Origin of the sequence: Micromonospora endolithica (assembly GCF_003626595.1) — a bacterium.
In the GTDB taxonomy this organism is placed as follows: domain Bacteria; phylum Actinomycetota; class Actinomycetes; order Mycobacteriales; family Micromonosporaceae; genus Micromonospora; species Micromonospora endolithica.
On the sequence record NZ_RBAK01000013.1, the window covers coordinates 16,508 to 36,894 of the forward strand.

Genomic DNA, 20,387 nt, shown 5'->3' on the forward strand with positions numbered 1-20,387 from the left:
GATCCCGGGTCCCGACGGGGGGCGCTCAGGCGCTGACCCGGCGGACCAGCCGGGACGGGAAGGTGGTCAGCGGCCCGACCCGGCCACCGGCCAGCGCGGCGGTGGCCGCGGCGGTGGCGATCTCGGCCACCGGGTGGGTGGCGGTGGTGAGCGCCGGCGTGGTCATCGCGGCGAGCGGGATGTCGTCGAACCCGGTCACCGCGACGTCGCCGGGCACCTGCACACCGTCGCCGCGCAGCCGATCGATCACCCCGAGAGCGGTCGCGTCGCTGATGCCGACCACCGCGTCCACGTCCGGCCAGCGGGTCAGCACCTCGCGGGCGGCCACGCGGCCCCGCCGCGCGGTGAAGTCCCCGGAGACCGTGCGCGCCGGCAGGCCGGCCTCGCGCATCATCCGCCGGTACGCGGTCACCGACCGGCCCGAGCAGGGCATCCAGTGCGGACCGGTGACCATGGCGATGCGCCGGCGGCCGGTCGCGTAGAGGTGGCCGACCACCGCCTCGGTGCCACCGGCGTTGTCCACGTCGACCGACGGCACCTGCGGCGAGCCGATGCCGATGGAGACCACCCGACCGCGCAGCGCCGTCGGGACGGCGTCGAGCACCCGCGCGGTCGCGTTGAGCAGCACCACCCCGCCCACCCCGCGGTCGGCGGCCAGCCGGCGCAGGTCGCCCGGGTTCCGGCTGGGCAGCCAGTTCAGCGCCACCCCCATCCCGAGCGGCGCGCAGACGCGGGCCGCCGCGCCGACCACCCGGTCGACGTACGGGTCGTCCAGGACCGCCGCGCTCGCCCCGGCCGCCAGCACCACGAGCCGGACGCCGCTGCCCCGGGCCAGCGCGCGGGCCGCCACGTCGGGTACGTAACCGAGCCGGTCGGCCGCGGCGGTCACCCGGCCCCGGGCGGCGGGTGAGGCGTAACCGGTGCCGGCGAGCACCCGCGAGGCGGTGGACACGGACACCCCGGCGTCCCGGGCGATGTCGGCCAGGGTCGGTGGCCGGTCTGACACGGTCATCTTGTCGTTCCTCCCCGTGCCCGCCGCCGGAGCCGTCGCGGCGGGACTCGACGTCATCATCTCCCGGCGGCCACCGCCCGGGTAAGGGGCGGACCGGGTTGTCGTGGTAGCGCTTCCAGGTGTCTCATCGGGCGGCAGGACCCGTACGACGAGAGGACCCTTGCCGTGACCGGCGTGACCGCCCCGCCCAGCGCGCCAACCGCCGACGTACCCGCCCCGGTGCGGGCCGCCCGCAACGGCGTCGCGGTCGTCTTCGCGCTCAACGGGCTCGCCGTGGCCACCTGGTTCGGGCGGGTACCGGCGGTCCGTGACGCGCTGGACCTCAGCGCCGGCCGGCTCGGCCTGCTGCTGCTCGCCATGTCCGCCGGGGCGATCCTCGCGATGCCCACCTCCGGGCTGGTCGCCCAGCGGCTCGGCAACGCCCGCACGGTGGTCCTGGGCACCGTCGCGGTGGCGCTCGGCCTGGCCGTGGTCGGCACCTCGGCCAACGTCCTCTCCTCGGTCGCCGGGGTGGCCGCCGGCCTGTTCGCCGTCGGCTACGGCTCGGGCACCTGCGACGTGGCGATGAACATCGAGGGCGCGGCGGTCGAGCGCCGGCTCGGCCGGACCGTCATGCCCCGCTTCCACGCCGCCTGGAGCCTCGGCTCGGTGGCCGGCGCGGCGCTCGGCGCCGGGGCGGCCCGCCTCGGCGTACCGGTCGCCGCGCACCTCACCGTGCTGGCGGTGGTCGTGCTGGCCGGCACGGTGGCCGGCGCGCGCGCCTTCCTGCCGTTCACCGCGGTCTCCGGCGCCACCGGCGACTCCTCGCCCAGCGCCCGCCGGCGTGACCTGCTCGCCGCCTGGCGCGAGCCGCGGACCCTGCTCGTCGGCCTCTTCGTGCTGGTCATGGCGTTCGCCGAGGGCAGCGCCAACGACTGGCTGGCGGTCGCGTTCGTCGACGGGTACGGGGTCAGCGAGGCCGTCGGCGCCGCCGTCTTCGGTGTCTTCGTGGTCGGCATGACGCTGGGGCGTACCGCCGGCACACTGGCGCTGGACCGCTGGGGCCGGGTGCCGGTGCTGCTGGTCACGGTCCTGCTCGCCGCCGCCGGGGCGGGGCTGGCGGTGTTCGCCGGCTCCGGGCCGGTCGCGATCGTCGGGGTGGCGCTGTGGGGGCTCGGCACGTCGCTGGGCTTCCCGGTCGGGATGAGCGCGGCAGCCGACGAGGAGGACCGCGCCCCGGCCCGGGTCAGCGTCGTCGCGGTGATCGGCTACACGGCGTTCCTGGCCGGCCCGCCGCTGCTCGGGCTGCTCGGCGACCGGGTCGGTACGCTGCGCGCGCTGCTGGTCGTGCCGTTGCTGCTGATCCCGACGCTGGCCCTGGTCCCGGTCATCCGTCCCCCGTCCCGCTGAACCCCGCGCACCCGGAGCGCACGGGGGCTCCGGGTGCCCGGCGGGCAGCGCCGTCAGCGGTGCAGCCAGACGCGCAGCGGCCCGGTGGGGTGGAAGCCGGCGCGCCGCGCCGCCGCCAGGTCGTCGCCGGACTCGTAGCCGACCAGCGGGTCGGTCGCGGGCAGGGCCCGCCACACCGCGTCGGCCGGGCCGGTGCGGACGAACACGTTGGACACCCCCACCACCGGACCGCCGGCGTGCAGGATCGCCCCGGCGGTCACGCCGGACGCGTCGTAACCGGCCAGGACGGTGACCCGCGGGTCGGCCAGCAGGGCCGGGCGGAACAGGGCGTCGCCGCCGTGGGCCTCGGCCCAACCGGTCAGCGCGTCGGGCGAGCGGACCGGGCTGAGGGTCGGGTCCGGGGCGGCCGGGTCCGGGGCGGCCGGGGCCGGGGCGGCCGGGGCCGGTGCGGCCGGCCGGTGGATCCACCGCGCGGTGAACAGGACCTGGAAGCCGTACCCGGTGAGATCCAGGTCGGCGAAGCTGTCCTTGACCGACGCGCCCGGGCCGGCATCGATCCGGCGCAGCAGCGCGCCGGGGTCGACGCCGGGGCGCAGGGTGACCGCGTCCGGGTACCACGTCGGGGAGCGGCGCGGCACCGACCACGCGTCGCCGTCGGTCACCCCGACCAGCCCGTGGGTGCGGCAGATCAGCTCGCACCAGCCGGCGTTGTCCCGTACCGCGTCCACCACCACGTTCCGCATCCGGTGCAGCCTAGGGCCGCCGTCAGGGCACGCCCACCCGCCGTCCAGGAGATTGCCAGGTGACGGTGGTGCACTGGAGGTCACGGCGAGGAGAGGAGCCGGGCATGGGCTGGTTCAGCCGGCGCTTGAAGACCGTCGCGGCCGACGGGATCCCGACCAAGCTCGACCGGGCGGCCACCGGAGAGGACCTGGCCGCGCTGGAGGCGTTCGTGGCCAGCCGGGCCGGTGTGGAGTTCTACCTGGAACCGGAGACCACCGCGACCGACACGACGGTGGTGGCGATCGCCCACGACGGCGAGTGGATCCGCCGCCGCACCGGGTCGCCGCGGGTCGCGGGCGCGCTGGCCCGCAAACACGCCGTCCCGCTCTACGAGGCGCAGAAGACCGGCTACCCGGAGCGCATGCGGGTGTGGAACCGCGCCCACCCCGAGCGCCGCGCCCGCTGACCAACCCCTCCGCTCCGGTTGATCAAGAGGTTTGCGTCAGAATCGCGCCGGATCCTGACGCAAACCTCTTGGTCAACGCGGGTGAGGGTGGGGTGGGGTGGAGTTAGGCCAGGTCGGCCCAGCGGGCGTACATTCGCAGGTCGCGGACGGTGCGGCGGGCGAAGTCGGGCTGGACGGCGCTGCCCCAGCCGGCCGCGGCGGTGGCCGCCTTGTCCAGCTGCCGTGCGGCGGCGTCGACCGCCGCGGCGGGCCGGCCGGGGCGCAGCAGCCGCTCGGCGGCGACCAGCCGCGCCCGGACCTCGGCGGTGCGGGCGACCGGGGCGCAGGCGGTCGCCCGGCGCAGGGTCTCGCGCAGCGCGGTCACCCCGGCCAGCGCCGCCGCCCGGTGGTCGGCGTGCGGCACCACCGACCGGTTGCGGAACGAGCCCTCCCGCAGCGCCTCCTGCTGGCGGGCGTTGAGCTGGTTGTACGCGAACAGAGCGGCGCCGTCGGAGTCGGCGTCGTTGACCGCCTGCACCTGGTCGAGCATCAGGTCGGGGGAGGAGCCGCGCAGCGGGCCGTAGGTGGCGGTGTACAGCGGCACGTCGCCGACCCGCTCCCGCATCACCGCGGTGTCCTGCCCCACCGAGCCGGCCGACGTGCCGAACGACATGCCGGTGAGGAAGTCCAGCGTGCCGGCGTCGACCCAGGCGCCCCAGTTCTGGAACTTCTTGCCCAGCCCGTCGGTGGGGTCGGCGAAGACCGCGGCGGACAACTTCTTCTCGGCGGCCACGTCCCGCTGGAGGGTGCGGACGGCGTCGACGAACGTGGTGACCTGCCGCTCCCGCCAGGCGTTCCAGGTCGGCCACTGCGGCGAGTCCGGCGTCAGCGTGTACGGGTCGACGCCGTGCGCGGCGGTGAACGCCTGCCGGCTGTACGCGGAGTAGGAGAAGTCCGCGCCGTACGGCAGCGAGACCGGGTACCGGATGTAGTCCAGGTGCAGCCCGTCCACGTCGTAACCACGCAGGATCTCGGCGTACGTGGCGAGCACGTGGGAGCGGACCGCCGGGATCGCCGGGTCGACCCAGAAGTAGCCGGGCTCCATCCGCGACGGCTGCGGCCCGGTCTTGCCCACGTCCTCCCGTTCGACGGCCGCCCAGTCCGGGTGGGCCCGCAGCACCGGCCCACCGCCGGACTCGATGCCGACGAAGAACGTGTGCGTCCAGGCGTGCAGCTCGATGCCGCGCGCGTGCGCCTCGTCGATCCAGACCTTCAGCGGGTCGAAGCCGCGCATCTCGGGCCGCTGCGCGGGGATGCCGGCGTTCTCGGCGACGGCGCTCGGGTAGATGGTGTAGCCGCCCCACACCGTCTCCAGGAAGACCGTGTTGAAGCCGGCGGCGGCGATCCGGTCGATCGAGGCGCGGATCTGCTCCGGGCTGGTCTCGATCGGGCGTACCCACAGGCCACGGCCCTCGACCTCGCGGGACTCGCGGGTGCGGTAGCCGGCGACCTCGGCCCGGCGGGTGGCGTCGCGGGCCAGCTCGGCGGCCCGCTCCGGCTCGGTGGCGGCGAGGTCGCGGGCCCGGGTCAGCAGGGTGTCCGCCTCGGCGAGGGCGGCGTCCACGGCCTTCGGGTCGATTGCCAGGCAGGAGGCGAGCGCGGCGTCCTTCGTGCCGCGCGCGGCGTCGGCGGCCCGTTCCGCGCCGAGCAGCCAGCTCTCTGCGTCCACCTCGACGGTGACCGTGGCGCCGTCGAGGGTGACCTTCGCGCCCAGCGGCGCGTTGCCCTCCAGCCACGAGCCGCGGGAACCGTGCCCGGAGAGCACGAACCCGCCGGCCGGGATCGCGCTGTTCCCGCCCCCGCGGGCGGTCACCCGGCCGTCGGTCACGGTGACCTCGAAGCCGTAGTCGTTGGTGCCGGTGGTGGGCCGGCCGGCGGCCGGGGTGTAGGCGATGAGCTGCTCGGCGCCCCGGCAGCCGGGAAAGCACTGACCGGTCGCCGGGTCCACGCCGCCGGGGTGGCTGGCGGCGGTCGGGTCGGTGGCGTCCAGGGTGCCGCTCGCCCGGCGGATCAGCAGGTTGCGCAGCTCCACCCGGTCGCCGGCGCGCAGCTGGTCACGCAGGAAGCGACGGTCGTCGACGCCGCCGGCCTCCGGCGGTGACGCCGACAGCACCGCGCCGTCGGCCGGGATCGCGTTGTTGCCGGGCTTCGGGCAGGAGTCCAGCACGGTGCAGACGCTGAGCACCTCGTAGCTGCCGCCGCCGAGGGCGCGCAGCACGGCCTCGCCGCCGAAGGCGTTGGTGCGGGTCTCGGCGCCCGCGTCGGGGGTGTAGAGGGCGAGCATCCCGGCGGTCCGCGAAGACGGATCGATCGCGTCGATGACGGCCGTGTCGCCGTCGGCGGTGACCACGACGGGCCGGCCGTCCGAGGTCGGTTCGGCGTACGCCGGAACGGTGGTCAGGCCGAGCAGGAGGGCACCGGCGAGGCCGGCGACGGACACCCGGCGCAGGGGGGTGGGGGTAGGCATGCGGCCCATCGTGTGCCCGGTGGTACGGACAAGTCAAGGCCTCAATCCGGCAACGAAAGCGGACAGCGGGCGCTGAATCCGCAGCGAGGGCTTGACCTTGTGCGGGGTCATGGTCCAGAGTCACCGGCACTGGTCCGTACCACTACCCCCCCACCTGGAGGACCCCTCATGAGGCGTACCCGCGCCTTCGCGGCCGTCGCCCTCGCGGCTGCGCTCTTCGTCAGCGGCTGCGGCCTGTCCGACGGTGACGACGCCACCGGCACCGCCGGCGGCGACACGATCTCCGGCGAGGTCAAGGGCGAGATCACCTTCTCCACGTTGGCCCTCAAGCCGACGTTCGACGACTACATCACCAAGCTCGTCGCCGACTTCGAGGCGAAGCACCCCGGCACCAAGGTCAACTGGATCGACCTGCCGTTCCAGGGCGCCCAGGAGAAGATCACCAACGACGCGCAGGCGGGCACCCTGCCCGACGTGGTCAACCTGAACCCGAACTTCGCCCAGAAGCTGGAGAAGCAGGGCGTCTTCTTCGACCTGGAGAAGAGCGCGGCCGACGTCAAGGGCAGCTACGTCCCCGGCGCCTGGGACGCCTTCAAGGTCCCCGGCCAGGAGGGTGCGTACGGCCTGCCGTGGTACCTCACCAGCGAGGTCACCATGTACAACAAGGACCTCTACGCCAAGGCCGGGCTCGACCCGAACACCCCGCCGAAGACCATCGACGAGTTGCTCGCCCAGACCAAGCAGCTCTCCACCGCCGGCAAGGGCGCCTTCTACGGCTGGCACCCGGCGCTGGAGAACACCGTCGTGCCGAACCTCGCCAAGCTGGGCGTGCCGCTGCTCAACGACGACGCCACCGCCTGGACGTTCAACACCCCCGAGGCCGTCGAGTACGTGACCGCGCTGCGCGACCTGTACACGAGCAAGGCCTTCGCCCCGGACTGGCTGACCGAGAACCACTCCAAGGCCACCGAGGCGTACTCGGCCGGGCGCACCGCGCTCTTCCCCTCCGGTCCCAACTTCCTCAAGGTCGTCGGCGAGAACGCCCCCGCCGTCGCGAAGGCCACCGGCGTCGCCGGCCAGATCGCCAGCGCCGAGGGCACCACGAACATGTCGGTGATGGGGCTGCTCATCCCGAAGAAGAGCAAGAACCCGGCCACCGCGCTGGAGTTCGCCAAGTTCGTCACCAACGCCGAGAACCAGCTGGCCTTCGCGAAGATCGTCACGATCCTGCCGTCCACCGCGGACTCGCTGAAGGACCCGTACTTCACGGCCGTCACCGAGACCGACCCGACCTCGATCGCCCGGAAGATCTCCGCCGAGCAGATCGCCAAGGCCGAGAACCTCACCCCGGTCCAGTGGGACGACCGCACCAAGTCCGTCGTCATCGGCAAGATCCAGCTCGCCGTCAAGGGTGACCTGGACCCGAAGACCGCCCTGGACGAAGCCGTGGCCGAGGCGAACGCCCTGCTCGCCCGCTGAGCCACCCCTCGAGGCGCCGCCCGCCGACCCCGCCCCGGCGGGCGGCGCCGCCCCCACGCAAGGAGCTTCCCGTGATCGGCCGTCGATGGTACGTGCCCTGGCTCTTCCTGGCCCCGGCGCTGCTGGTGACCGCGGTGATGACCTGGGGTCCGCTGGCCAACACCGGCGTGCTCGCCTTCACCGACGCCCGGGCGCTGGGCGGCGGTCAGTTCACCGGTGTGGAGAACTTCCGCCGCCTCGCCCAGGACGACGAGTTCTTCCGCGCGCTGGCCAACACCGGCCTGTACCTGGTCGTGGTGGTTCCCGCCCTGGTGCTGCTGCCGCTGCTGCTGGCCCAGCTGGTGCACGCCAAGCTGCCCGGCCTCGGCGCGTTCCGCGCCGTGTTCTACTCCCCGGTCATCGCCTCGATGGTGGTGGTCGGCCTGATCTGGAGCTGGCTGCTGTCCTCCGAGGGGCTGGTCAACGCCGTCCTGCTCCGGCTGAAGGTGATCGCCGAACCGCTGCCCTTCCTCACCGACTCCACGCTGCTGCTGTTCTCCTGCATGCTGGTGACCGTCTGGAAGGGCCTCGGCTACTACATGGTGATCTACCTGGCCGCCCTGTCCAACGTGCCGAACGAGCTGTACGAGGCGGCCAAGGTGGACGGCGCCGGTGCGGTACGCCGGTTCCGCTCGGTGACCGTGCCGACCGTACGCCCGACGATGCTGCTGGTCGGTGCCCTGTCCGCGATCTCCGCGACCAAGGTCTTCGCCGAGATCTACGTGCTCTCCTCGGGCACCGCCGGTCCGGGCGGGCAGGCCAAGTCGATCGTCTACTACATCCGCGAGGTGGGCCTCGGGGTCGACGGCGAGATCGGGTACGCCTCGGCGATGAGCCTGGTGCTCCTCGTCGGGACCCTCGGCCTGTCCGTGCTGGCCCTGGTGCTGCGCCGCCGCGACGAGGGGAGCCAGGCATGACACGGCACGGTCCGGTGGCCCTGCGCTACGTCCTGCTGCTGGTGATGACGGTGCTGCTGGTCGGCCCGTTCCTGTGGCAGTTGCTCACCTCCCTCAAGGGCACCGGTGAGCCGATCTACGGCCCGGACGTCACCTGGCTGCCGCGGGACCCGACGCTCGGCAACTTCGGCAAGGTCGCCGAGGTCATCCCGGTCTGGCGCTACATCGCCAACTCGGCGATGGTGGCCACCGCCAGCGTGGTCACCAACTGCCTGCTCGGCGCGATGGCCGGCTACGCCCTGGCGCGGATGCGCTTCCGGGGCCGGGGCGCGGTCTTCGCCGCCGTCCTCGCCTCGCTGGTCGTGCCGTTCGAGGTCATCATGGTCAACGTCTTCCTGACCGTACGCAGCCTCGGCCTGGTCGACACCCTGCTCGGCGTGCTGCTGCCCGGCGCGGTGTCCGGGCTGTCCATCCTGGTCATGCGCACCGCGTTCCTCGCCCTGCCCAAGGAGGTCGAGGAGGCCGCCGCCATCGACGGCGCGGGGGAGTGGTCCCGGTTCTGGCGGGTGGCGCTGCCCAGCGTCCGCGGCTCGCTGGCGGTGGTCGGGGTGTTCAGCTTCCTGTTCGCCTGGGACGACTTCCTCTGGCCGCTGATCGTGCTGAAGAACCCGGACAACTTCACCCTCACCGTCGGTCTCCAGTACCTCTCCGGAACCTTCACCAACGACCAACGGGTGGTCGCCGCTGGCACGATGATCGCGGTCCTGCCGTTGCTGGCCGTCTTCTTCGCCCTGCAACGGCTGTTCTTCCGCGGAGTCGGAGAAGGGGGCGTGAAGGGATGACCGTCGTCAACAAGGTCGGCTTCAAGCACGAGGCGCTGTACGCCGCGCTGCGCGCGGAGATCGGCCAGGCACTGCGACCACACGATCCGCTGCCCAGCGAGCGGGAACTGGTCGCCCGCTTCGGGGTCAGCCGGGCCACCGTCCGGCAGGCCGTCGGCCGGCTGGAGGAGGAGGGCCTGGTCTACCGGGCGCAGGGCTCCGGCACCTTCGTCGCCGACCCGGCCACCATCTCCAAGAACCTCGCGCTCACCTCGTTCAGCGAGGACATGCGGCTGCGCCGGCTCACGCCGGACTCCCGGCTGCTCGACCTCACCGTCATCCCCGCGCCGGTGGTCGTCGCCCGGGACCTGGCCGTCTCGCCGGGTGCCGAGGTGGTGCACGCCCGCCGGCTGCGGCTCGCCGACGGCCTGCCGATGTGTCTGGAGGAGGTCTGGCTGCCCGCCGAGCGGGTCGGTGAACTGGACGCCGGCGTCGTCGCCGGCTCCCTCTACGAGGTCCTCGCCGAGCGTGGCGTCCGCCCCCACCACGCCGACCAGGTGATCGCCGCGACCGTCGTCGACGCCGACCAGGCCCGGCTGCTGGGGGTGGCCGCGTTCTCGCCCGCGCTGCGGGTCGACCGGATCACCTACGACGAGTCGGGCGCGGCCGTGGAACGGGCGGAGAGCCTCTACCGCGCCGACCGGTACGACTTCCGCATCACCGTGACCCGAAGGGCCTGATGACCACCCCGATCCTCGCCGCCGTGGACATCGGCGGCACGAAGACCGCCGCCGCCCTGGTCCGCGGCGGGACGGTGCTCGCGCGTACCCAGGCGCCCACCCCGGCCAGCGGCGCCGCCGCCGTGCTGGACACCGCCGCCGCGCTGGTCCGCTCGCTCGGCGGCGCGCCGGCCGCCGTCGGCGTCGGCGCGCCCGGCCTGGTCGACCCGGACACCGGCCTGGTGAACGCCGCCTCGTCCCTGATCCACGGCTGGTCCGGGGTGGACGTCCGCGCCGGCCTGCGCGACCGCCTGCGGCTGCCCGCCGTGGTACTGGGTGACGTGCAGGCGTTCACCCTCGGCGAGGCCGTGCACGGCGCCGGACGGGGCCTGCCCACCGTGCTCGGGGTGGCCGTCGGCACCGGCGTCGGCGGCGGCGTGCACGCCGCCGGCCGGCTGCTCACCGGCCGGCTGGGCGCCGCCGGGCACGTCGGCCACGTGCCGGTGCCGCAGGCCGTCGGCCGGCCCTGCCCGTGCGGCGTCTCCGGCCACGTCGAAGCCGTCGCTTCCGGGCCCGCGATGGCGGCCGGCTACGCCGCGCGCACCGGCGCCCTCGGGGTCGCGCTTCCCGAGGTGGTACGCCGGGCGCGCGCCGGTGACGAGTACGCGCGGGCGGTGATCGCCACGGCGGGGGAGGCCCTCGGCACCGCCCTGGCCGGCCTTGCCAACGTCCTCGACCCGGACCGGATCGTGGTCGGCGGCGGCGCGGCCGTGCCGGAACTGCTCGACGCGCTGCGCCCCGCCTTCGCCGCGTCCTGCCTGCCGGTGCTCGGCGCGGTGCCGCTGGTCCCGGCCGCCCTCGGCACCGACGCGCCACTCGTCGGCGCGGCCGAGGCCGCCCGCCGCGCGCTGGCCTCCGGCGCACCGGGGAGCCCGGCGCGGCCCGCCGCCGCCCCGACCGGGTATGCCGGCACCGACGTCGACCCGGCGGTGGCCCGGTGATCCGGATCGCCCTCGTCCCGCTGGACGACCGGCCGGTGTGCCGGGTGCTGCCCGCGCTGGTCGCCGCCGTCGCCGGTGCCGCCGTGGCCACCCCGCCGGCGGCGCTGCTGCCCGCCGGCCGGCGCGCCGGTGACCCGGACCGGCTCGCCGACTGGCTGCGCCAGGAGCCCGCCGACGCGGCCGTGGTGGCCCTGGAGACCCTCGGCCACGGCGGTCTCATCGCCTCCCGACTGCACGACGAACCGGTGTCGACGGTGCTGACCCGCTGGGCGGCGCTGCGTGACCGGACCGGCCCGGTGTACGCCAGCACCGTCGTGCAGCGCACCCCGGACGCCGACGACGCCGGCGAGGAGCCGGCCTACTGGGCCGACCACGGCCGCGCGTTGCACGCGTACTCGGCCGCCCTGCACCGCGCGCTCGACGCGCCCGGCGCGGTCGCGCGCACCGACGTGCCGGCCGACCTGCGGCGAGACTTCCTGCGCCGCCGCCAGCGCAACCACACCCTCAACCAGGTGGCGCTCTCGCTGGCCGCCGAGGGCGTGCTGGACACCCTCGTGGTGGGCGCCGACGACACCGCCCTCGCCGCCGTCGGCACCGCCGAGTGGCGCTGGCTGCGCACCTGGGCGGGATGGCTGGAACTGGGTGACCGGGCGCCGGCCCACCCCGGTGCCGACGAGATCGGCGCCGTCCTGGTGGCCCGGGCCCTGACCCGGGCGGCCGGACACGCGCCCCGGCTGGCCGTCGCCTGCGCCGAGCCGGACGGCCTGTCCCGGGTGGCCCGCTACGAGCCGGTGCCGGTTGGCACCGGCATCGCCAGCCAGGCCGCCGCGGCCGGGGCCGTCCTGGTGGACACCGCCGACGCCGGTGCCGTCGACGCCGCCGACGCGGTGCTGGTGGTGCACGCGCCGCAGCCCGGCGAGGCGGACTGGGCCACCGCGCCGCCGCCGGACACCGATCCGGGTGCCGCCGCCCGCACCGCCGCACTGGTCCGCGACCTGCTCACCCGGGGCCGCACCGTCGCCCTGGCCGACTGCGCGCTCGGCAACGGCGCCGACCCGCGCCTGGTGGCCGACCTCGCCGCCGACGGCAGCCTCGCCCGGCTGGCCGGGTTCGCCGGCTGGAACACCGCCGGCAACACCCTCGGCAGCGCCCTGGCCACCCTGGTCGCCTACCAGGTCGGCCGGGCGCGCGGCACCCTCGACGTCGACGCCGCCCGCCGGCTGCTCGCCCACCGGCTGGTCGACGACCACGTCTGGATGTCGTACGCCCGGCCGCGGCTGCGCCGCGAACTCGGCACCGACCCGACCCGGCACGACCACGTCACCGCCGCCGACACCCCGGCGGTCACCGCCCGGGTCGCCGCGCTGCTCGACGAGCGGTGGGCGGCCCTGCGCCCGGTGCCCGGCCTGCGCGTCGCGGCCGGCTCGGTCACCCTGCCCTGGCAGCGCACGTACGAGATCGACTTTCTGCTGGAGGAGACCGGTGAACAGTCCTGAGGCGACGGTGGACGTCGACGTGGCCGTGATCGGCGGCGGCCTCGGCGGGGTCGCGGCGGCCCTCGCCGCCGCCCGTGCCGGCCGGTCGGTGGTGCTCACCGACGAGTACGGCCGGATCGGTGGCCAGGTCACCACCCAGGCGCTGCCGGCCCTCGACGAGCACCCGCACATCGAGAGCTTCGGCGCGTCGGCGTCCTACCGGGCGTTCCGCGACGCGGTCCGCGCCCGGCACGGCGGCGTCGCCAACCCCGGCGCGGGCTGGGTGAGCCGGCTCTGCTTCGAGCCGGCCGTCGCCCAGGAGATCCTCGACGACCTGCTCGCCGAGGCGAAGGTCACCGTGCTCACCGGCCGCGCGCCGGTCGCCGCCACGGTCCGCGGCGGACGGGTGCACGACGTCACCCTCGCCGACGGAACGGTGATCGCGGCGCGGGTGTTCTGCGACGCGACCGAGCGCGGCGACCTCGCGCCGCTGGCCGGGTTCGCCACCGTGCACGGTTCCGAGGGTCGCGACGCGTACGGCGAGCCGGACGCGGTGCCCGGGGGGCCCGACCCGGCCGCCCAACAGTCCTTCACCTGGTGCGCGCTGGTCGAGCACCACCCGGGGGAGGAGTTCCCCGGCGCCGCCCCCGCCGGGTACGCCGACCTGCGCCACCGGCTCTCCTTCGACATCGCCGGATGGGACGGCGGCGTGCACCGGTACCGGATGTTCACCGACGGGCCGGACGGCAAGCCGCCGTTCTGGACCTACCGCCGGCTGCGCGCCACCGCGCCCGAGCTGGTCACCCTCAACTGGGCGGCCAACGACTGCGCCGGGCAGGACCCGCTCGGCGACCCGGCCGGGGCGGAACGCGCCGGCCGGGAGTTGACCGCCGCGTTCGTGCACTGGCTGCGCACCGAGGCGCCGCGGGAGGACGGCGGGCGGGGCTTCCCCGGGCTGCGGCTGGCCCCGGAGGCGGCCGGCACCCCCGACGGGTACGCCGAGGCGCCGTACCTGCGGGAGTCCCGGCGGATCGTGGTGGACGCCCCGGTCACCGGGCACGACCTGGAACCCGTCGCCGGCCGGGCCCGCGCCCGGCACCTTCCCGGCTCGCTCGGCGTCACCTGGTACCACGTCGACCTGCACGAACGCACCGGCCATCCGACACCGGTCTACCGGCCGACCGCGCCGTTCACCATCCCCGCGGCGGCGCTGGTGCCGCGCGGCGCGGTGAACCTCCTCGCCGCGGCGAAGAACCTCGGCGCCACCCAGATCGCCGCCGCCGCGTACCGGGTGCACCACGGCGAGTGGGCGGTCGGCGAGGCCGCCGGCACGCTCGCCGCCCGCTGCGCCACCGACGACCGCCCGGTCGGCGACGTGCTGACCGACCCGGCGCTGCTGGTGGCGGTGCAGCGCGACCTGGTCGCCGACGGCGTGCCGCTGGCCTGGGTCGCCGACGTGCCGGCCGGTGACCCGCGCTTCGCCGCCGTGCACCTCGCCGCCGCGCACGGCGCGCTGGAGGGGGAGCGGGCCGCCACGCTGGCCGTCGACCCCGATCGGCCCGCCGGCCCCGCCGACGCCGTCGCCGTACGCCGGGCCGCCGCCGCCCTCGGCGCCGACCCGTCCACCGTGGACACCGCCCGCGCCTTCGGCGCCGTACTGGAGGACATCACCGCATGAGCGAGCGGAGCGAGCGAATCATCAGGCTCAGCCCGAGGGTGCCTCATGGCGGCACGGAGCGGAGCGGAGTGCCGGCATGAGCGTTCTCGACGAGATTCGCGGCCGGCTGGTGGTCTCCTGCCAGGCCGATCCGGGCGAGCCGCTGGACGACCCGGCGCACATGGTCGCGCTGGCCCGCTCGGCCCGGTGCGGCGGCGCGGCCGGTATCCGGGCCCAGGGGGTACGGGACCTGCGGGCGCTGCGCGCGGCGCTGCCGGACACCCCACTGATCGGGCTGGTGAAGGACGGCGCCTCCGGTGTCTACATCACCCCCACCCTCGGTCACGCGCTCGCGGTCGCCGAGACCGGCGTGGACATCGTCGCGCTCGACGGCACCACCCGGCCCCGGCCGGACGGGCGCACCCTGGCCGCGACGGTGGCCGCCGTCCGGGCCCGGTACGACGTCCTGGTGATGGCGGACGTGGCGAGCGTCGCCGACGCCGACGCGGCGGTGGCCGCCGGTGTCGACCTGGTCGGCACCACGCTGTCCGGCTACACCGGCGGGGCGGTGCCGCACGACCCCGACCTGGACCTGGTCGGCGCGCTGGCCGCGCGGCTCGACGTGCCGGTGGTCGCCGAGGGGCGGATCAACACCCCCGAGGAGGCCGCCGAGGCGCTGCGGCGCGGCGCCCACGCGGTCGTCGTGGGCACCGCCATCACCCGGCCCGCCGTGGTCACCGGCCGCTTCGCCGCCGCCCTCCTCACCTCCCGGGAGCTGTCATGACCGTGCATGTCGTCCACCACACCCACTGGGACCGCGAGTGGTACCGGCCGATGGAGTCCTTCCGGGCCCGCCTCGCCGAGCTGGTCGAGCGGATCTGCGACCAGCTCGACGCCGGTGAACTGGGCCGGTTCCACCTGGACGGGCAGACGATCACCGCGCTGGACGCCCTCGCCGTCCGGCCCGACCTGGCCGCGCGGGTACGCGCCCACGGCGCCGCCGGCCGTCTCCAGGTCGGCCCCTGGCACGTGCTCGCCGACAACCAGCTGGTCTCCGGCGAGAACCTGATCCGCAACCTGCTGACCGCCCGCCGGGTCGCCGCCGACCTGGGCCTGCCGCTGGCCACCATCGGCTACTGCCCGGACGCCTTCGGCCACCCCGCCGACCTGCCCCGGGTGCTGCGCGGCTTCGGTCTGGACACCGCCCTGGTGTGGCGCGGCGCGCCGCCGGAGCACGCCCGGTTCACCTGGCGCTCCCCGGACTCCTCGACCGTCACCGCGGTCAACCAGGGCTACTACGAGCCCGAGGTGCTCTGGGAGGCCGCCGGTGCGCCGGAGAAGCTCGACGCGTTCCGCGCGAAGCAGGCCGCCCGCGACGCCGACGGCCCGTACCTGCTGCTCAACGGCGGTGACCACCTCGCGCCCCGGCCACTGCCGGCCGGGCTCGCCGCCACCGAGGACACCCTGGCCGGGTACTTCGGCCGGATCCGGGACCGGGTCGGCGACGACGCGGTGGTCACCGGCGAGCTGCGCTACCCGGGCGACTGGCTGACGTTCGTGCTGGCCGGTACGCTCTCCACCCGGCTGTATCTGAAGCAGGCCAACGCGGCGGCGGAGACGCTGCTGGAGGCGTGGGCCGAGCCGCTGACCGTCCGGGCCGGCCGGACCTCGTCGGCGGGGCTGCTCCGGCACGCCTGGAACCTGCTGCTGGAGAACGCCCCGCACGACTCGATCTGCGGCTGCTCGGTCGACGAGGTGCACCGGGAGAACGAGGTCCGCTTCGCCCGGGTCACCCAGGTCGGTGAGCACCTGGTCGAGCGGGCGCTGCTCGACCTGGGCCTGGACACCCGGCTGGCCGGCGACCCGGTCACCGACGCCGCCGCGATCGTGGTGCTCAACGCGCACGCCGCCCCGAGCACCGGCCCGGTCACCGTGGACGTGCACACCGCGCCCGGACACACCGTCACCGCCCTACGCGACGCGGCCGGCGCCGAGATCCCGTACGAGGTGCGCGAGGTGGAGTCCACCCCGCTGTTCTGCGCCGACCTGGACATCCTTCCGGACACCAGGCAGACGGTGCGGCACCGGATCACCGCGGTCGCCACCGACGTCCCGGCCGGCGGCTGGACCGGCTGGACGGCCACCGTCGCACCGGGTGAGCCGCCCGCGCCGCCCGTCGGTGTGCCGGGTCGTGCCGTGACCCGGGGCGACTGGACGCTGACCGTCGCCGACGACGCCTCGTTCACCCTGGTCGACGCCGCCTCCGGGCGTACCCTCGGCGGGCTCGGTCGGCTGGTGGACGTCGGCGACGCGGGCGACACCTACACCTACGACCCGCCGGTGACCGACGAGGTCGTCGTGCCGGTGCTCCGCGACGTCCGGGTCCACCACGGCGACGTCGCGTCCCGCCTCGTCGTGCGCGCCGATCTGGACGTGCCCACCGGGCTGAGCGCCGACCGCACCGCCCGAGCCGCCGAGCGCGTGGTGCTGCCGTTGACGATCACCGCCACGTTGTGGGGCGACGTCCCCGAGCTGGACTGGCACGTCGAGTTCGACAACACCGCCGACGACCACCGGATCCAGGCGCACTTCCCGACCGACGTCGCCGCCACCACGTGGCACGCCGACACCCACTTCAGCATGCTGGAGCGGCCGCTGAAGGAGCCACTCGGGCCGCTGCCCACCGAGCGCGGCCACGAGGCCGACGCCGGGGTCGCCCCGGTCCGGTCGTTGTCCGTGCTGCCCGGCCTGGCGGTACTCGCCCCCGGGTTGCCGGAGGTGCAGGGCATCCGCGGGCGACGGCCGGCGCTGGCCGTGACGATCCTGCGGGCGGTCGGCTGGCTGTCCCGCCCCGACCTGCGGGCCCGTACCGCCGGTGCCGGCCCGCAGCTGCGCACGCCCGAGGCGCAGTGCCACCGCCGGGTCTCCGCCTCGGTCGGCGTACGCCTGGACACCGACGAGGCGACCCTCGCCGGCGCGGCGGCCCGGCGGCGCGCGCCGCTGCGCGCGTACCAGCTGCGACCCGGCCGGCCCACGCCCGCGCCGGTGAGCGGGCTGCGGGTGGACGGCGCGCTGGTGTCGGCGTACAAGCCGGCCGAGGACGGCGAGGGTGTGGTGCTCCGGCTGGTCAACCCCACGGCGGCGCCGACGGTGGCCCGGATCTCCGGTGTCGAGGCCCGGTGGACCGAGTGCGACCTGGCGGAGGAACCGACCGGCGGCACCGTGGACCCGACCCGGATCCCCATGGCTCCCTACGCCACCCACACCCTGCGCACCACCTGACACCCCCGACCCGGGGTGGGGGTCAGCGGGTCAGGCTCTGGGCCAGGGTCGCGCCGGCGGTGGCGGCGGCCAGGGTCGCGGTCACGCTGAGCAGGACGTTGGCCAGGGCGCGGCGGCGGTGCCCGGTGCGTGTCAGGCGCAGCGTCTGGTAGCCGAAGGTCGAGTAGGTGGTCAGCGCCCCGCACAGGCCGGTGCCGAGCAGCGCGCCCAGGGCCGGCCCGACCGGCAGCGCGGCGAGGAACCCGAGCAGCAGCGACCCGGCGACGTTCACGACGAGCGTGCCCCACGGGAACGCCGCGCCGAACCGGGCCTGCACCGCCCGGTCGGTGAGGTAGCGCAGTGGCGCCCCGACGGCCGCGCCCAGGGCGATGAGCAGGACCGTCACCGCCGGCCCCCGGCCTGGTCGGCGGCGTGCAGCAGGCGGCCGGTCGCGGTGTCGCCGAGCCAGACCGCGAGCAGCGCGCCGACCACGGTCGCCCCCAGGTACGCCAGGGCGGTGACCGGCGCGCCGGCGGCGAACGCCCGCTGCACGTCGACCGCGTAGGTGGAGTAGGTGGTGTAGCCGCCGAGCACCCCGACACCGAGGAACGGCCGCAGCAGGGGCCGGCCCCGACCGATCCGGGGCAGCGCCGCCATCAGCACGCCGATCAGGAAGCACCCGCTGACGTTCACCGCGAACGTGGCCCACCCGAAGGCGGCCGGCTGGTGCGGCACGGCGTACGCGACGCCGGCCCGGGCCAGCGCGCCGAGTGCCCCGCCGGCGGCCACCGTGCCGAGCACCCCGCCGGGGTGGGCGGCCAGCTCGCCCCGGTCGGCGGGGAGTCGCAGGTCGACGTCGGGGTCGACGCGCTGGTCCGGCCGGGCGGTGTTCCCGCCCCGACCGCCGTCGACGGGCCTGCTCACGCCGGCCAGCCTACCGGCGGACGGGCCGGCCCCGCGGCTCAGCGGACCCCGACGACCGCCGCGTCGGTGCCGCCCCGCCACACGGTGCCGACCTCGGTGAAACCGGCGGCGGTGAGGGCGGACAGGTGCCACGAGACCGGCGGGTTCCACTCCGGGCTGTGCCCGGTCGGGTAGATCTCGCGGCGACGGGCGACCAGCGGGGCCAGGTCCGGGTCGGTGGCGGCCTGGTCCCACCACTGCGCCCAGGTGAGGGCCGCGCCGGCGGCGTACCGGGCCGCGCGCCGGTCGCGGGCCCGGTCGAGCAGTCGCTTGCCGAGTCCGGGCAGCGTGTCGTCGGGCATGTGGTCGGCGTTGACGAGGATGCCACCCGGGCGCAGCAGCTCGCGCAGTTCGGCGTAGAGCACGGTGAGCCGGTCGGCGGCCAGCCAGTGCAGCGCCGTCGCGGTGAGCACGGCGTCGTACCCGCGGTGCGGCAGGCCGTCGCGCCAGTCGGGGGTGTTCAGGTCGGCGGTGCGGATGGCCACCCGGTCACCGAGGGAGCCCCGGGCCAGGGCGAGCAGCGCCGGGTCGAGGTCGACCAGGGTCACCTCGGCGTCGGGGAAGCGGCGTAGCGCGCGGGCCGAGATGCTGCCGGTCCCGCCGGCCAGGTCGAGCAACCGCGGCGGGCCGTCGTCGCACACCGCGTCCACCGCGTCGAGCATCGCCGCGAACCGGTGCTCGCGGTCGGGCATATAGGCCTCCTGCTGGCGGTCCCAGCTCTCCTGCCATGCCACCGCGGCCAAACTGTAAGGAGTCATGACGAGCAGGCTAGTTACATAAACGGAATCCTGTCCAGACCTTCTTGCCAATCTTTTGCAATTGCGAGAAGCTGGCAACGCGATGATCGGCGTGCGGGGCCGGGACGGACCGTCCCGGCCCCCACGCTCCTCGAACCCGCGACTTGACCTCAACCCGACTTCACCTCCGAGCCTTGATCCGGACGACGGACGACGGACGACGAGTGATGGAGGGTGACGTGCGGGTGATCGAGGTGGCGACGTTCGGGGGACCCGAGGTGCTGACCGTGTCCGAGGCGCCGGATCCGGTGCCCGGGCCGGAAGAGGCACTGGTGGAGGTGGCCGCCGCCGACGTGCTCTGGGTGGAGACGATGATCCGGCGCGGCCACGGCGGGCCGTACTTCCCGGTGGTGCCGCCGTACCGGCCCGGGGTCGGGGTGGCCGGGACGGTCGGCGCGGTCGGCGCGGGGGTCGACCGGGCCTGGGTCGGCCGCCGGGTGGTGGCCCGCACCGACGAACGCGGCGGTTACCTGGAGCGGGCCGTGGTGCCGGTGGACGCCCTGGTCGCGGTGCCGGACCGGGTGTCGCTGACCGACGCGGCGGCGTTGTTGCACGACGGCACCACCGCCTACGGGCTGCTCGACCAGGTGCCGGTCCACCCCGGCGACCGGGTGCTGGTCACCGCCGCGGCCGGCGGCCTGGGTGCGCTGCTGGTCCAGGGGGCCCGCGCCGCCGGCGCCTTCGTCGTCGCGGCGGCCGGGAGCGCCGCGAAGCGGCACGCCCTGGGACGCTTCGCGCCCGACGCGGTGGTGGACTACACCACGCCCGGCTGGACCGAACGGGTGCGTGCGCTGACCGGTGGGGTGCACGTGGTCTTCGACGGCGCCGGCGGCGAGTACGGTCGGGCCGCGTTCGACCTGCTCCGCGCGGGCGGCCGGTTCTCCGCACACGGCACCCCCGCCGGCGAGTTCGCCACACCCGATCCGGCCGCCGCGACGGCCCGGCGGGTCACCGTCACCGGGATCGCGGACCTCCAGTTCGCGCCGGAGCAGGCCCGTCGGCACCTGCGGTCCGCGCTCGACGCGGCGGCGGCCGGGCGGATCACGCCCCTGGTCGGCCAGACCTTCCCGCTGGACCGGGCCGCCGACGCGCACCGGGCGCTGGAGCAACGCACCGCGCTCGGCAAGGCGCTGCTCACCGTCTGACGGTGCGCCGGGTCCGGTGGGGGTCGCGGCCGGCCGCC

Annotated in this window: 18 protein-coding genes; 12 read left to right on the forward strand and 6 right to left on the reverse strand. The window is 75.6% G+C overall.

The window, feature by feature from the left end:
* Nucleotides 1–25: 25 nt before the first annotated feature.
* Nucleotides 26–1,012 (reverse strand): LacI family DNA-binding transcriptional regulator, encoded by a 987-nt coding sequence (locus D7223_RS25805; protein WP_238162227.1) that lies wholly within the window; start codon nt 1,010–1,012, stop codon nt 26–28.
* 165 nt (nt 1,013–1,177) lie between these two features.
* Between D7223_RS25805 and D7223_RS25810 the strand changes: the two genes are divergently transcribed.
* Entirely contained in the window at nt 1,178–2,401 is a 1,224-nt protein-coding gene (locus tag D7223_RS25810; protein ID WP_120731048.1) for an MFS transporter, read from the forward strand.
* A 53-nt stretch (nt 2,402–2,454) separates the two neighbouring features.
* On the opposite strand, the gene D7223_RS25815 is transcribed toward D7223_RS25810, so the two are convergent.
* Nucleotides 2,455–3,144, reverse strand: coding sequence for a hypothetical protein (locus tag D7223_RS25815; protein WP_120731049.1), 690 nt, complete (start codon nt 3,142–3,144; stop codon nt 2,455–2,457).
* A gap of 104 nt (nt 3,145–3,248) precedes the next feature.
* Between D7223_RS25815 and D7223_RS25820 the strand changes: the two genes are divergently transcribed.
* Complete coding sequence (locus D7223_RS25820) at nt 3,249–3,590, forward strand: hypothetical protein (RefSeq protein WP_120731050.1); 342 nt, start codon at nt 3,249–3,251, stop codon at nt 3,588–3,590.
* A 103-nt stretch (nt 3,591–3,693) separates the two neighbouring features.
* On the opposite strand, the gene D7223_RS25825 is transcribed toward D7223_RS25820, so the two are convergent.
* Nucleotides 3,694–6,096: a glycoside hydrolase family 10-like protein gene (locus tag D7223_RS25825; RefSeq protein WP_147252512.1), complete on the reverse strand. Its 2,403-nt coding sequence runs from the start codon at nt 6,094–6,096 to the stop codon at nt 3,694–3,696.
* Nucleotides 6,097–6,264: 168 nt separating this feature from the next.
* Here D7223_RS25825 and D7223_RS25830 point away from each other — a divergent pair, with 168 nt between their 5' ends.
* From D7223_RS25830 to D7223_RS25870, 9 genes are all read left to right on the forward strand, one after another.
* Nucleotides 6,265–7,575 (forward strand): ABC transporter substrate-binding protein, encoded by a 1,311-nt coding sequence (locus D7223_RS25830; protein ID WP_120731052.1) that lies wholly within the window; start codon nt 6,265–6,267, stop codon nt 7,573–7,575.
* A gap of 71 nt (nt 7,576–7,646) precedes the next feature.
* The gene (locus D7223_RS25835) at nt 7,647–8,531 is read left to right on the forward strand and encodes a carbohydrate ABC transporter permease (RefSeq protein WP_202864700.1); all 885 of its coding nucleotides are present in this window, start codon (nt 7,647–7,649) and stop codon (nt 8,529–8,531) included.
* Nucleotides 8,528–9,352 carry a carbohydrate ABC transporter permease gene (locus D7223_RS25840; protein WP_120731053.1) on the forward strand — a complete coding sequence of 275 codons (825 nt, stop codon included), beginning with the start codon at nt 8,528–8,530 and terminating at the stop codon, nt 9,350–9,352. Before D7223_RS25835 ends, D7223_RS25840 begins: the two co-directional genes overlap by 4 nt.
* A complete protein-coding gene (locus D7223_RS25845) occupies nt 9,349–10,071 on the forward strand; it encodes a GntR family transcriptional regulator (RefSeq protein WP_120731054.1) in 723 nt (240 codons plus the stop codon). Before D7223_RS25840 ends, D7223_RS25845 begins: the two co-directional genes overlap by 4 nt.
* Nucleotides 10,071–11,051: an ROK family protein gene (locus D7223_RS25850; RefSeq protein ID WP_120731055.1), complete on the forward strand. Its 981-nt coding sequence runs from the start codon at nt 10,071–10,073 to the stop codon at nt 11,049–11,051. The genes D7223_RS25845 and D7223_RS25850 overlap by 1 nt, the downstream gene beginning before the upstream one ends.
* On the forward strand, nt 11,048–12,547 hold the full coding sequence (locus D7223_RS25855) for a DUF4127 family protein (RefSeq protein ID WP_158610935.1): 1,500 nt from the start codon (nt 11,048–11,050) through the stop codon (nt 12,545–12,547). The genes D7223_RS25850 and D7223_RS25855 overlap by 4 nt, the downstream gene beginning before the upstream one ends.
* Nucleotides 12,534–14,204 carry an FAD-dependent oxidoreductase gene (locus tag D7223_RS25860; RefSeq protein WP_120731057.1) on the forward strand — a complete coding sequence of 557 codons (1,671 nt, stop codon included), beginning with the start codon at nt 12,534–12,536 and terminating at the stop codon, nt 14,202–14,204. The genes D7223_RS25855 and D7223_RS25860 overlap by 14 nt, the downstream gene beginning before the upstream one ends.
* A 76-nt stretch (nt 14,205–14,280) precedes the next feature.
* The gene (locus tag D7223_RS25865; protein ID WP_120731058.1) at nt 14,281–14,967 is read left to right on the forward strand and encodes an N-acetylmannosamine-6-phosphate 2-epimerase; all 687 of its coding nucleotides are present in this window, start codon (nt 14,281–14,283) and stop codon (nt 14,965–14,967) included.
* The gene (locus tag D7223_RS25870) at nt 14,964–17,465 is read left to right on the forward strand and encodes a glycoside hydrolase family 38 N-terminal domain-containing protein (protein WP_120731059.1); all 2,502 of its coding nucleotides are present in this window, start codon (nt 14,964–14,966) and stop codon (nt 17,463–17,465) included. Before D7223_RS25865 ends, D7223_RS25870 begins: the two co-directional genes overlap by 4 nt.
* A 22-nt stretch (nt 17,466–17,487) precedes the next feature.
* Here D7223_RS25870 and crcB read toward each other — a convergent pair whose 3' ends face one another.
* Genes crcB through D7223_RS25885 form a run of 3 tightly spaced genes read right to left on the reverse strand, consistent with a single transcriptional unit; the run spans nt 17,488 to nt 19,165 of the window.
* Nucleotides 17,488–17,850 carry a fluoride efflux transporter CrcB gene (crcB, locus tag D7223_RS25875; protein WP_120731060.1) on the reverse strand — a complete coding sequence of 121 codons (363 nt, stop codon included), beginning with the start codon at nt 17,848–17,850 and terminating at the stop codon, nt 17,488–17,490.
* Nucleotides 17,847–18,368: a fluoride efflux transporter FluC gene (locus tag D7223_RS25880; RefSeq protein WP_120731256.1), complete on the reverse strand. Its 522-nt coding sequence runs from the start codon at nt 18,366–18,368 to the stop codon at nt 17,847–17,849. The genes crcB and D7223_RS25880 overlap by 4 nt, the downstream gene beginning before the upstream one ends.
* Nucleotides 18,369–18,406: 38 nt before the next feature.
* Nucleotides 18,407–19,165, reverse strand: coding sequence for a class I SAM-dependent methyltransferase (locus D7223_RS25885; protein WP_120731061.1), 759 nt, complete (start codon nt 19,163–19,165; stop codon nt 18,407–18,409).
* A gap of 206 nt (nt 19,166–19,371) precedes the next feature.
* Here D7223_RS25885 and D7223_RS25890 point away from each other — a divergent pair, with 206 nt between their 5' ends.
* On the forward strand, nt 19,372–20,349 hold the full coding sequence (locus D7223_RS25890; RefSeq protein ID WP_238162228.1) for a zinc-binding dehydrogenase: 978 nt from the start codon (nt 19,372–19,374) through the stop codon (nt 20,347–20,349).
* Nucleotides 20,350–20,387 lie beyond the last annotated feature (38 nt).